Consider the following 13,405-nt stretch of genomic DNA (forward strand, 5'->3'; position numbering starts at 1 on the left):
CTTTGGACAAAAAGAAATTGGTAGAGGTTAAAATAGAAGATAAAAAAATAGACAAAGTAAAACTAACCTAAAATAATTTTAGGGGAAAAAAGATTAATTAACAGTCGTTTCTAACAGCAATTTAGCTATTTTGTTGACATTTTTGATTCTTTTTTATAACCTGATAACGTGGTCTTTTCACTTGTATTTCACCTTTTTTCCGTCCAGAAGAATAACCACGGGGTTTGGGAAAATTAGAATTGATCTCAATGGTGCTAATAATTCTATAAAAGTCTCTCTGAACAGCACTGGGGTAATCTTACTCTCACGAAAATTAGGCAAATATTTCTCCCAAGGGCAGGGTAAGCAAACAGCTAAATTCCTTGCATTCCACAATTGAATATAAGCAATTAAAATTAGGTTCATCCAGTTTTCTTCATAACTTGTATGAGAGGTTAAATAGTCGTTCATTAATAATCTTTGTTTGCCAAATCGAAAAAAGTGTTCCAAGTCAAAACGTTGACGATAAGATTGATAAATTTCAAGCAAAGTTAATTCGTTACGGCGTTTACCAATGGCAATTAACCACATTGGTTTCCAAATAGAATTACCTTCTTGATCAGTAACAGTAATTTCCAATAATGTAAAGGGATAATCATGCAATTTATGTTCCTTTGTTCCCTTCATTAACATATTATTCCAACCCTTAATTTTGACATTTAATAATTTACCACGTTTCGTAGTAAAATTAGTTTGAATTAAATCATCAGGGGGATGCCAAGAAGTTGAATCTTTTAAATCAAATTTATCACCATACCAACGTGGATGTCCACTTTTTAACTCAGAAGAATCTTTGACAAAAGGACGAAAAAAAACACGATTACTTTTAACTCTGGTGACAACAAGTCGATCTTGATTAAGAACTTGTTTGCCAATAAAATCTTTTTGACTATAAAGACAATCTACGACAATAACTGATAGAATTATCTTAAATAATAATGAATCTGTCAAAACTTTATTAATCTGTTTATGAGCAACAGAAACATCTTTTTCATCGCTTTTTACTCGTTGAACTGATAAAGGAATTGTCCAAGAAGCATCACAATTAGATATTTTTTCAGGTAAGTAAAAAAGCCAAGAATAAGCATGACCAATATTGATGGGTTTATTGCCTTTAATACTGTTAGGTTGATGAATAAACGTTTTATCAGATACAGTAGGAGAAAACTGGCGTGAATTAGGGGTTACATCAATGCCAAATAGATGAAACTTTCGCTGATTATTTTGAGGAATACTCTCTAAAATAATCTTAGATATTTCGGCTTTATTTGTGATTTGTGATTTCTTTTTTCCCGCTTTATTAAAATCAGCAATTGCTCGATAAATACTTTGGTATTTATGTTTAAATAGAGGATTTAAACTTAATTCCACGACTGTTTTAGCATCTTGATTACTACTAAGAGCATCGAGTAAATTCATCAAGGCATCTTTTCTTAAACCAAGACTTTGATATAATCGTTGACGACCTTGAATAAATTGTTCAACTTCTTGGTAATTTTTATTTTTGATTTTCATATTATTTTGAATAATAAACTATCTATTTATTCTAATCTATAGAACAAACTTGTTGAGAAAGAAAGTTTATTATTTGACATTATGCTATTAGACAATATTCAATTTCTCTTAATATAAATATCTTATTTTAATTTTTTCGGTCTGATGTGAGCTTCATTAAATCTAATTTTTTGTCCAAAGTCCAATAATTTAGATCAAGCCATTAAAAAAACGAAAGGAAGGGCGCAAATTCCGACAGATAATTCTTCACTTTTGATTGAAGATAGTGTAGCTTCGTGTGAAGCATTAAAACAAGCTCTTGATTTATCCCCTGAAACTTTAAAATTAACTTTAGAAGAAGCGTTAGGTTTAGGTATTAGTAAACAATCTTTACAAATGGATGAGCAAGGGCGTTTTCATTTACCTTTACCAATTCCGAGTAAATGGCAAAAAATTATTGATGATTATTTGCGAATTAATTTAGGATCAGAAATACAAGGAAGTTTACCTGCAATTGTCTTTGATCCTCAACATTTTATTGATTATAAAAATCAACGTCCCGTTTTTAGAACTTCTAAAGATACCACTTTACTCCATTTAGGACATCCCCTATTTCATCAAGCTTTAGCTATGTTTGCCCGTGCTAGGTTTCCCGGAGAAGAGCAAAAAGCGAGTCGTTGGCTTATGCGTTATGGTGATATTCCAGCAGGGTTAGATGGTATTTTATTGTTAACAGTAGAAGAAATGGCTGTTAATTCCCTAAGAGAGTCTTTTCATCACTGGGTAAAAACTTATCGTTTTGCTATTGAAGATGGAGAATTAGGCGAACAATTACCCTTTCTTAATCCTACAGAAGATCGTCCTTTAGCCGTAGTAGAAGAGCCTGATGTTATTACACAAGTACAAGAACTTTGGGGCGATCTTGAAAAAGATGTGAAAAAACAAATTACTCGCTTAACTGAGCAATTAACTCAAAATATATCAACAGAATTAAAACAACGCTATCAACAGGCAAAAAATGAAGAAAATGAACGGTTTAAGTTACGCCTACAGGAAGTAAAAAAAGCCATGTCTGATAATACAATTCAGAAGTTAGAAAAGGAAAGAGATAATTTACTCTTAGAAATGCAACAATTAACTTTATTTCTTGAAGATGAGAAAGAGCAAGAAGAAAAACTCAGAAATTTAGAGGATGAGTTAAAACGCCGTCAAGGACATTACGAAAATCTCTTAAAATTTCTTGAAAATGAACAAAATCGTGTTATTAACAAAGTTTTAGTTAATCGCTATCAATTACGAGGTAAAGCTCAAATTTTCCCCGTAACTGTTGAAATTCGTTTACCATTTTAGAATAATTTATTTAGCTTCTTACGACAAGTATCTTTCTTAAAATCATTAAACTCAGGAGATAAAAATGAAAACAATTACCAGAGAAATAAATTTAGAAGAAATAGAATTGACTTTTCAAGAATTAGTCAATCAATGGCAACAAGAAACTAGAGGTAAGCTGTTCGTCTTTTAAATAGGGTAAGTGCTTATGCAAAAAAAATTACTCATTTACAGAAAAAGCGCTAAACTAAAAGTGGAACAAGTAAAAAAGAAACAATCATGAGATTTATTCGAGGATTAAGTGGAGACACACAAAAGATGCTTGAGCGGATTCAAAACTCAAGTAAATCTGCTCAGGTAAGAAAAAGAGCTAGTTGCATCTTGTTAAGTTATCATGGTTTAAAAATTGAGCAATTAGTCTTGATTTTTAAGGTGACAAGAAAAACAATTTTTAATTGGTTCACAGCATGGGATAATTACCAATTAGTTGGCTTATATAATCAAAAAGGAAGAGGAAGAAAACCAAAATTAAAAGAAGAACAAGAGGTTCAAGTAAAGGCATGGGTAAAAGAAGAGCCAAAAAAGTTAGATAAAGTTAAAGAAAAAATTGAAAAAGAATGGGGAATAAAAGTTAGTAAAGACACCATCAAAAGAATAGTAAAAAAAAAAGGAATGAGATGGAAAAGGGTGAGAAAAACGGTAAGAGGTAAAGCTCAAGATTGGGAGCTAGAAGTAAAATTACCGAAATTACAAGAATTAATTGAACTAGACAAAAAAGGGGAAATAGACTTAAGATATTTAGATGAAAGTGGGGTCAGTTTAATTCCAACTGTGCCTTATGCGTGGCAAGAAAAAGGGCAAGAAAAATTACTGTTAAGTAGCCAAAGTAAAAGAAAAAATATTTTGGGAATTATGAATCGAAGAAATGAAATATATTATGAGATCTATGAAGGAACAATCAACAGTGATCTGTTGAATAAAGCAATAGATAAATTCAGCGAAAATTTAAGTAAAAAACGGTAATATTAATGGATCAAGCCTCAATTCATACCAGTGAAAAAATCTTGAACAAGCTTGAAGAATGGGAAAAGAAAAATTTACAAATCTTCTGGTTGCCCCCTTATTCACCCCATCTTAATTTAATTGAAATCTTATGGAGATTTATTAAATATGAATGGATTGAATTATCAGCATATGATAGTTGGGAAAATCTTACTAACTATCTAAAAAAAGTCCTTGATTTATTAGGAACGGAATATGTAATTAATTTTGCTTAGGTACTTATAATAAAAGCAAAAAGAAAAGGAGTGAAAAAAAATGCCAGTTAAGAATTATCTAAAACAAGAACAAAAAGAAATGTTACAAAAAGCTCTAAAAGAGGAGGAACATCCAGATATTAGAGAAAGAATTTTAATCTTATTATTGTTAAATGATGGAAAAACTCAAGCAGAAATTGCAGATTTTATCGGTTGTGGTGTCAACAAAGTAAACTACTGGTGTATTCACGCTGATCCAGAAAATATGGAGACATTGAAAGATAAAAGAATGGAAGGAAATCATAGAAAAGCGACGGATAAATATATAGAAATATTATTAGAAACAGTAGAAAAAGACCCAGAAGAATTAGGTTATGAATTTGGCAGATGGACAGGAAAAAGATTAGCAATATACTTAGAAGAAATCACAGGAATAAAATTAAGTAGTTCACAAGTAACAAGAATATTAGAGAGAAAAAAGTACGTTTATATCTGGGCAAAACATAGCTTAGAAGATAAGTGGGATGAGAAGAAAAGAAAAGTGTTTAAAAAGGAATTAAAAGAATATTTAAAAATAACAATAAAAAATCCAGAAAGGCTACAGGTATGGTTTTGGGATGAAAGTGGATTCAGTTTGAGAGTAATAAGAAGAAAAAATTGGTGTAAAAAAGGAAAGAGAAAAAAGTAAGAGGGGATAGAAGAAAAGGAAGAATAAATGTCATGGGGGCGATCAGATATTCAGATAAAAAAGATGGGTAGAATTTATAGAAAAGGAGATAAACAAAATTTTTATGAAGTAATGAAAGAATTTTATCAAGAGTTAATTGATGAGTGGGTAGCACAAGGAAATGAGGCGAAAGATTTTGCTGAAAAAGGTGCAAAAATAGTGATTATATTGGATAATGCTAGTTTTCATAAAAATGAAGAAATAAATCAGAAAATAGAAGCAGAAATGCCAAATTTAAGATTAGAATTTTTGCCGACATATAGCCCTGATTATAACTTAATAGAATTAGTATGGCATAGTGCAAAAGAATATGTAGCTAATCGTCTTTTTAGATCAATTGAAGATTTAGAATTATTATTACATAAACTCCTGAATGAAGGGGAACTAATTATTCAATGGCATCGTAAGTTAAAACACAAAGGTAATTCTGTTAAAGTGGTTTAAATGCTGAACAGCTTATTTCTTCCTCTACAGAATTAATTTTACACCCTGCTTATCAACAAATTATTGGGATGGGTAAAGAAGTAATCCCTTTATTACTAAGAGAATTAGAACAAAAAACTGGACGTTGGTTTTGGGCTTTACAATCAATTACTAGACAAAATCCTGTCCCCTTAGAACTAAGAGGAAAAACTCAAGAAATGATTAAAATTTGGTTAGAATGGGGGAGCAATAACGGTTATCAATTCAGTGACCAGTAACTTGAAAAAATATTCATCTTAAATTACTGTTTTGTGATATAATTAGAAATAATTAATTCTGTAGATTTTATTGATGCAGGAGATAAATTTTAATATGACTCAAAAAATAACTCTTGAATTATCAGATTCATTAACTCAAAAAATTAAAGGAATTGCCATTAAACAAGAGCAATCTTTAGAAGAATTGGTGATTAACTTGATTGAGCAGGGAGCTTCTAAATTTCCCTTAGAGTTACTATCGGATGCAGAAATTTTATCCTTATACGACCAAAAAATGTCAGAACAAGATCAAGTTCAATTAAGTGAATTATTGGCAAAACAAAGAGAAGAAAATCTTAGTAGTAATGAACAGCAACAACTTACTAATTTAATGCAAATTTATCGTCAAGGCTTGATTCAAAAAGCAAAAGCAACTCAAATTGCTGTTAAAAGAAATTTATGTTCACTATAGCGATCGCATTTGAACTAGACTATAATAGTCTTAAAAAATATCCTCTGTTAAAATTAAGAGCAGAAAAATGATGATGACACAAGTTATGGTTCAACCCTCATCTTGGGTAGAGTCGGGAATTAAAATTACTAAAGTTAGAAATCTAAATTTGTTTAAATTTACGGATGAACTTCAATCTCGTTTAGATGAACTTTCTCAAAAAAGAAAAGCCAATCAACTTACTTCAGAAGATGAAGCGGAATTGACAGGTATTTTAGAATTAGATCGAATTTTTACCTTACTTAATGCCCGTATTATTGCTGAAAATGACTATTAATAGCAAAATTCGCCAATTAGTTAGAAAAAGAGCCGAATATCTTTGTGAATATTGCCATTCATCAGAAGAAGCTAGTGCCGCACAGTTTGAAATAGATCATATTTTACCGCAATCTCTTGGCGGTTCAGATAATCTTGATAATTTAGCCCTTGCCTGTCAACGTTGTAATAGTTACCGCTACAATTTTACAACAGGGTTTGATCCACAAACTCGAACAAATGTACCACTGTTTAATCCTCGTCAACAACAATGGTCAACACATTTTATTTGGTCTGTTGATGGTTTAATTATTATTGGTATAACTTCTACGGGTAGAGCAACTTGTGAACGTCTTGATTTTAATGATGAGCGTCATAATCAAGGTTGGATTAAAAAAGCCCGTCGTTTCTGGATACAAGGAGGTTGGCATCCTCCTAAAAGTGATCCACGTTTAACTATTGAAAATTAAATTAATCAACAGCTAAACATTGTAATCTTAAATCAAGTTGTAAAAAAACTCAAACACTATGCAAAAAACCTTAGAAACCGTTGATAAATACCCTTGGTGGTCTATTCTTAATCATGGTGGTTTACTCATTGCACCCGCAAGGTTAGGTGAGTTTTTTGTGGAAAATGTCGGCGATCTCCCCCGCTACGTTAGCGATCGCCTTCGTAAAGATTTAGATTTATTTAATCCTCAAAATTCAGAAACTTTTAGTAATTTATTAGATACAGTTTTAGAGCGTGTTTTAGGTTTAACTGCTGTCTATTGGCGTAAAGGTAATAATGTAGATACCAGATGGTCACAACCATTAATAACTGGTGAAACCCTTAAACCACAACGAATTTGGCAAGAGCCTAAAGGGGGTTTATTACCTGTTTTTACAGTTAGTAATATTACTCGTTTGGGCATAGGAAAGGGAAGACGAGCCGTTTCCCGTGTTATTGAATGGTTACGTCATGCTAAAGCGAAAATAGCCTTGTTAACCAATGGTTATCAATGGCGGTTAATTCATGCCGGAAGTGACTATGATGCTTGGTGTGAAGCTGATACCAGTCTTTGGTTTGAAGAAGGAAAACCAAGTTTACAAGTAGTTGCTTTGCGATCGCTCCTATCTCCTACTACCCTTACTCCAGAAAAAAAACAGAGCTTAAGTCCTTTATTATCAGCAATTGAAGCATCTCGTCAAGGTCAAGCCGAATTATCAGAAAATTTAGGGGAAAGAGTCAGACAAGCAATAGAGTTATTAATTAGAGAAACTATTAGACATCTCTATAATATAATATAAATAAAAAAATTAAGCTATCATCAACAAAAATTTTAAGGAGAAATAGCCAAAATGAGTAATTATACTTGGCAATATATTCAAGATCACAAACAAGCAACTAAAAGATTATTAGGAATTAATTATGAACAATTAGAACTGCTAATCGCACATCTTTTGATCTTGGAGAAACAAGCAAAAGAAGAATCCGAAAAACAAAAAACTAGAATTATCAATTCCGGTGGTGGTAGAGAGAGTAAGCTTTCAAAAGAAAACCAGATTATTTTGACTTTAATTTATTTAAGACATCACCTGAGTTTTCAACTATTAGGTATCATCTTTCAAGTAAGTGAATCAACGGCGAATAATTTGTTTGATTATTGGCAAAAAATTATGAGAGAAGCTTTGCCATGCTCTTTACTAGAACAAGTAAAAAAGTCCCCAGAAAAAATAGAAGAAATGTTGGAAAAATTGAAGGAAAATGAATTATTAGTAGATAGTGAAGAACAGCCAAGAGAAAGACCTTTAGACTATCAAGAACAGAAAAAATATTATAGTGGAAAAAAATGTGAACATACTTTTAAAAATCAATTAATTAGTCTTCCAAAAGGCCGAGATATTGTGGATGTAGTGGCGGGAAAACCAGGGCGCTTCAAGTGATATTAACATTTGTCGTCAAAATCTCAAGAAGTTTGGGATAGATCAAAGGTTTAAAGGGGATAAAGCTTATGTGGGAGAGCCACAAATTATTACCCCGAAGAAAAAACCGAAAAAAGGAGTATTAACTCAGGAAGAAAAAGAAGAAAATAAAAAGATTTCATCGGTCAGAATATTTATAGAACATTTAATTAGAATCATAAAAATATGGCGAGTAGCAAGAGAAAGATTTAGATTAAGAAAAGATAAATATCAGTCAGTATTTTTAACAGTTTGTGGGTTAGTGAGATTAAGAATTGAGAGTTTAGTTTTAGAAATAGTGAAATCATCGTCATCAAGTGAAGTAATTGATGTTTTAATCAGTCATACTTTTGGGACGAAATTAGATTTAGAGGAAATTTTGACGTGAAATTAACTTTACGGCGATTGATTGCTGAGTGCTGATTAAAGATGAAACTGTTACCATATAAGCTTTATCAGTTATTGGAGATGTCTATTAGTAAACAGGGAAATTTAGAAATTGATCATAAATCTCTCTATATTTCAGCCACTCGCTTCATTATGCGTTGTGTTTTTATCCTCTTTGCTGAATCCAGAAATTTATTAGATCTCTCTGACCGTATTTATTATAAATCCTATAGTTTACAGGGTTTAAGGGAACAATTAGATCGCTTTAGCGGAGGTAAAGCCTCAGAAACCCTACGACACCGTTTTAGTGCCTATCCACGTTTATTAGCTTTATTTAGCTTAATTTATCATGGTTGTAACCACGATAAATTAAAAATTCCCCAATATGGCGGTGGTTTATTTAAACACGGGGATTCTCAATCCTCTGATCCTATCCTACGAGCTTTGGCACTATTTGAACAACCAGAAGATGAACAAATCCCTTCTGATGAGGTAATTTATCGCATTTTAGAGCTTTTAACTCGCTCTCAAGTAAAAATACGTCAAGGAAAACGCTCTATTTGGGTGAGCGCACCTGTTGATTTTTCTGATTTATCATCAGAATATATTGGTATTCTTTATGAGGGTTTATTAGACTTTGAATTAAGACAAGCAGAAGCCGATAATCCCATGATTTTCTTAAATTTGGGTAAACAGCCTGTTTTACCCCTATCACGCTTAGAGGAAATGGATGATAAAACCCTAGAGTCTTTAGTCGAAAATCTCAAAAAAGAGGCAAAATCTGCTCCCCATGGGGAAGGAGATAGTGAAGATGAGGATTCAGAAGAAGTAATAACAGAAGATAATGAGGAAGAATTAGCAGAAGAAACCGAAATTACTGAAGAAAATGAAGAAGATTTATTTCAAGATGATGTAATAGCCCAATTAAGAAACCGTGCCTATCAATGGGCAATTAAAGCAGTTAAAGTAGGTAAATTAGTCAACAAACCTCGCAGTAAAAAGACTGATGCTCTAGCACAATATGAGTCAGATGTCAATAGTTTAGCCAAAAAATTAATTGCTCGAATTATTCTGCCTGGTGAATGGTTTTTAGTGCGATGGGGTGGCACTCGTAAGGGTTCTGGGACTTTCTACACACGCCCTCAATTAGCTGTACCCACTGTCAGAAGGACTTTAGAGCCGTTGGTCTATGGTAGCCCCCAACCCCTAACCCCTTCCCCCAAGCAGGGGGAAGGGGAACAAGAGAGTATCTCAGATACTCCTCCGACTCCCCTCTCCCTCGATGGGAGAGGGGTTGGGGGTGAGGGCATTAAAACCCCAGAGGAAATTCTCAACTTAAAAATCTGTGATCCCGCTTGTGGCTCTGCTTCTTTCCTAGTAGCAGGGTTACGTTATTTAACCGAAGCCTTATGGCAGAGTTTATTTGCCCATGGTTGGTTAATAGAAGATCCCGAAAAACAGTTAATTCGAGTCGGTATTCCCAAAAATGCCCAACCAGCATGGTTTGTGCAAGTAGTTGAGGATTTTCCCCTCACTGCGGAAAAAGCTGAAGAAATTAGTAAAGCTCAATTAAAGCGATATATAGTCGAAAATTGTATTTATGGTGTGGATTTGAACCCTTTAGCTGTGGAATTGGGACGACTCGCTTTATGGGTAGAAACTATGGATAAAACCTTAGCTTTTAGTTTTTTAGACCATAAAATTAAATGCGGTAACGCCTTAGTAGGCTGTTGGTTTGACCGTTTTCAAGATTATCCCGTAATGGCTTGGGAAAGGGAAGGTGGCGACAAAAATCATACTAAATTTGTCCATCATTTTCGAGAAACAGAGACAAAACAAGGAAAAGTTAACCAAAAGGGTGATTTATGGACTCAAGCCATTAAGGATCTGCGTAATGGTTTAGTTAAAGGGGAATTAAAGGCTTTATTAGAATGTCTTGACCCCACCAAGACCAGATTAAGTTTTCCTAATTTTGATTTACCTCAATTACCAGAAGCTATACATGATGAGGCTTTAACAGTATTTGAGAGAATACATAGTCAAGTTACTAACCCCTGGGAGCAAGAAGCAGTTTATCAAGAAAATATAGCTGATTCTGAAGCTATTAAGCGTCTTAAGTTTGCTTTTGATACATGGTGCGCTGTCTGGTTTTGGGAAGGGGATGATCTCGATTTTGCACCCACTCCTAATAAATTTTATGATCCTCCTGAAGAAACAAGGGCAATTATTGAAAATTTAGCTCAAAAATATCAATTTTTTCATTGGGAATTAGAATTTCCTGATGTTTTTACTACAGAAATACAGGGCTTTAATGCCATTATTGGTAATCCCCCTTGGGAAATTCAAAAACCAAATTCAATGGAATTTTTCAGTAATATTGATCCACTTTATCGCACTTATGGCAAACAGGAAGCTATTAATAAACAAGGCGAATATTTTACTAATAACCCTCAAATAGAAAAAGATTGGTTAGCTTATAATGCCAAACTAAAAGCTTTATCAAATTGGACTAAAAATGTCGGTTTTCCTTGGGGTTATGAAGTAGAAAAACGAGGCAATTTAGGGCAACAAATCAATAAATTTAGTTTATCTAAATCTGCTAAAGAAACAGAATATTTACATGATTTATGGCACAATCGCAGAGTAAAAAATAAAGGTTATGCTGACCCGAATCATCCCTTTATTTTGCAAGGTTCAGCAGATATTAATACTTATAAAATGTTTTTAGAGTTATCCTTATCTCTACTTTCTAATGAAGGTATTTTAGGCTTAATTGTACCTTCAGGAATTTACACTGATAAAGGTTCAACTACTTTAAGAACCGAATTTTTAGAGTTTAATCAATGGCTTTGGTTATTTGGTTTTGAAAATAGAGATAAGATTTTTTCTATTGATAGTCGTTTTAAATTCTGTCCGGTAATTGTGCAGAAAGGCGGTAAAACTAAATCAATCAAAGCTACTTTTATGCAACGTAGTTTAAGCACTTGGGAAAATGCGGAAAATTATGTTTTAGATTATCCTCAAGCAAGAGTAGAAAAATTTAGTCCTAAGTCTAAAGCTATCTTAGAAATTCGCTCAAATCGAGATTTAGAAGTATTAACCAAAATCTATAATAATAGTGTTTTATTAGGTGATGAAACGCCTCAAGGTTGGGGTATTCAATATGCAAGAGAATTTGATATGACTAATGATTCTAAACTATTTCCACCCCGTCCAAAATGGGAAAATAATGGTTATATTGCCGATGAATATGGACATTGGTTAAAGGGTAAATGGCAAGATTTGCGGGAGTCGGGAGTTGGGAGTCGGGAGTCGGATTTTGAGGATATTTTAAAACGTCCTGAAGGGGTTATTTTATCAAGAGATAAAACTCAATTTATTTATATTGATGATGTTGAAGATATTGCTTTACCTTTGTATCAAGGTGTAATGATTTGGCAATTTGATTTTAGTGCTTCTGGTTATATTTCGGGGGCGGGAAATAGAGCAAAATGGGATAATATAGAATGGAATAATAAATATTATTCCCCTCAATTTTTAATGTCAATAGATAATTTAAAAAACAAAGAAAGATTAATCAAAGATTTTAAAGTATGTGTTAGAAGAATATCTAACGCAACTAATCAAAGAACTTTGGTTTGTTCATTAATTCCCTCAATGCCTTGTGGAGATAAAGCTTCAATTGTATCACCATTAAATCAAATAGATAAACTAGCCGTTACAGGTTATATTAATTCTTTTACTTTAGATTTTATAGCAAGAATTAAAGTTCCTTCTACTCAAGTAGATTGGCACGTTTTAGCTGAATTGGTTTTAGTTGAAAAGAATAAATATAAGTCAATAATAGCTAATTTTGTTTGTAAAATTAATTGTATTTCTGTTATTTATGCTCCAATTTGGCAAATCTTAAAAAATAGTGAGCAAAATGCTCAAACTTCCGACTCCCGACTCCCGACTCCCGACTCCCGAAAAACTCCCGAAAACTGGTATCAACTTTGGGCAATAACACCCTATGAAAGATTAAGATTAAGAAGTATCTTAGATGCAGTAATAGCAGAATTATACGGCTTAGAAATAGAAGATTTTGCATGGATACTCAAAGAAAGCGACTATCCCAGCGCCCAAGTCAACGAAAAAACCTTCGCCAGAACCCTTGACACTAAAGGTTTTTGGCGAGTTGACAAAGAAAAAGATCCCGAAATGCGTCACACCGTCTTATCCCTTGTCGCCTTCCACAAACTAAAAGAAATAGGTTTAGACAACTTCCTCAACCTCAACAATGGAGAAGGCTGGATGTTACCCGATACCTTAACCCTAGCCGACTATAACTTAGGCCATGACGACAGAGCAAAACAACCCCAACCCGTCACCAGTCGCTTTACCATAGAAGAATGGGACAACCTAGAAACTCCCCCTAATGCGCCTCTTAACTACCGCCAACGCTTTTATCCCTGGCAACTTGCCAAAACACCCGAAGCAAGTTGGTTAGAATGTGAAAGACACGCCGATAATTTAAGTAAATTATTAGGAGAAACCATGACAGAAAACCAAACCCAAAAAGATAACTCAGCACCTCCAGCTAAATCAGCAAAATTACCTAGCGATCCTAATTTTGAAGCACCCAAAGACTTATTTGGTAATCCTTTACCAGTGGATTTATTTGGTAATATTATTGATTCTAACAGTCAGAAAAAAAAGAGATAAAATTGAATTTGCACAAGTCGCTTTAGCAGACTTAAGCTATTAGTAATGAAATTTATTTCATTGCGAGATAAAGGTTTTG

At 33.2% G+C, this 13,405-nt stretch carries 9 protein-coding genes and 3 pseudogenes; 11 read left to right on the plus strand and 1 reads right to left on the minus strand.

Going from position 1 to position 13,405, the window contains the following annotated elements; genetic code table 11:
* Window positions 1-121: 121 nt before the first annotated feature.
* A pseudogene (locus tag Anndu_RS09960) lies at window positions 122-1,554 on the minus strand (NF041680 family putative transposase).
* Window positions 1,555-1,806: 252 nt separating this feature from the next.
* Here Anndu_RS09960 and Anndu_RS09965 point away from each other — a divergent pair.
* From Anndu_RS09965 to Anndu_RS10015, 11 genes and pseudogenes are all read left to right on the plus strand, one after another.
* Entirely contained in the window at window positions 1,807-2,883 is a 1,077-nt protein-coding gene (locus tag Anndu_RS09965) for a hypothetical protein (RefSeq protein ID WP_464101060.1), read from the plus strand.
* 258 nt (window positions 2,884-3,141) lie between these two features.
* A pseudogene (locus tag Anndu_RS09970) lies at window positions 3,142-4,139 on the plus strand (IS630 family transposase).
* A 40-nt stretch (window positions 4,140-4,179) separates the two neighbouring features.
* Window positions 4,180-5,289 (plus strand): annotated as a pseudogene (locus Anndu_RS09975) (IS630 family transposase).
* 68 nt (window positions 5,290-5,357) lie between these two features.
* On the plus strand, window positions 5,358-5,546 hold the full coding sequence (locus Anndu_RS09980; protein WP_464101061.1) for a hypothetical protein: 189 nt from the start codon (window positions 5,358-5,360) through the stop codon (window positions 5,544-5,546).
* A gap of 94 nt (window positions 5,547-5,640) precedes the next feature.
* Entirely contained in the window at window positions 5,641-5,997 is a 357-nt protein-coding gene (locus tag Anndu_RS09985; RefSeq protein ID WP_464101062.1) for a hypothetical protein, read from the plus strand.
* Window positions 5,998-6,082: 85 nt separating this feature from the next.
* On the plus strand, window positions 6,083-6,313 hold the full coding sequence (locus Anndu_RS09990; RefSeq protein ID WP_464101063.1) for a hypothetical protein: 231 nt from the start codon (window positions 6,083-6,085) through the stop codon (window positions 6,311-6,313).
* Entirely contained in the window at window positions 6,303-6,761 is a 459-nt protein-coding gene (locus Anndu_RS09995) for an HNH endonuclease (protein WP_464101064.1), read from the plus strand. Before Anndu_RS09990 ends, Anndu_RS09995 begins: the two co-directional genes overlap by 11 nt.
* A 58-nt stretch (window positions 6,762-6,819) precedes the next feature.
* Window positions 6,820-7,581, plus strand: a complete 762-nt coding sequence (locus Anndu_RS10000) for a hypothetical protein (RefSeq protein ID WP_464101065.1) — start codon at window positions 6,820-6,822, stop codon at window positions 7,579-7,581.
* 51 nt (window positions 7,582-7,632) lie between these two features.
* On the plus strand, window positions 7,633-8,217 hold the full coding sequence (locus Anndu_RS10005) for a helix-turn-helix domain-containing protein (protein ID WP_464101066.1): 585 nt from the start codon (window positions 7,633-7,635) through the stop codon (window positions 8,215-8,217).
* Between the two features lie 70 nt (window positions 8,218-8,287).
* Window positions 8,288-8,623: a transposase family protein gene (locus tag Anndu_RS10010; protein ID WP_464101067.1), complete on the plus strand. Its 336-nt coding sequence runs from the start codon at window positions 8,288-8,290 to the stop codon at window positions 8,621-8,623.
* Between the two features lie 80 nt (window positions 8,624-8,703).
* On the plus strand, window positions 8,704-13,326 hold the full coding sequence (locus Anndu_RS10015; RefSeq protein ID WP_464101068.1) for an Eco57I restriction-modification methylase domain-containing protein: 4,623 nt from the start codon (window positions 8,704-8,706) through the stop codon (window positions 13,324-13,326).
* The last annotated feature ends 79 nt before the right edge of the window (window positions 13,327-13,405 follow it).

The organism is Annamia dubia NIES-4383 (assembly GCF_055394725.1).

Bases quoted from the DNA above. Each gene is read 5' to 3' on its own strand.
- Anndu_RS09980 (WP_464101061.1), top strand. From the start codon at position 5,358: ATGGGTAAAGAAGTAATCCCTTTATTACTAAGAGAATTAGAACAAAAA.
- Anndu_RS09985 (WP_464101062.1), top strand. From the start codon at position 5,641: ATGACTCAAAAAATAACTCTTGAATTATCAGATTCATTAACTCAAAAA.
- Anndu_RS09990 (WP_464101063.1), top strand. From the start codon at position 6,083: ATGGTTCAACCCTCATCTTGGGTAGAGTCGGGAATTAAAATTACTAAA.
- Anndu_RS09995 (WP_464101064.1), top strand. From the start codon at position 6,303: ATGACTATTAATAGCAAAATTCGCCAATTAGTTAGAAAAAGAGCCGAA.
- Anndu_RS10000 (WP_464101065.1), top strand. From the start codon at position 6,820: ATGCAAAAAACCTTAGAAACCGTTGATAAATACCCTTGGTGGTCTATT.
- Anndu_RS10005 (WP_464101066.1), top strand. From the start codon at position 7,633: ATGAGTAATTATACTTGGCAATATATTCAAGATCACAAACAAGCAACT.
- Anndu_RS10015 (WP_464101068.1), top strand. From the start codon at position 8,704: ATGTCTATTAGTAAACAGGGAAATTTAGAAATTGATCATAAATCTCTC.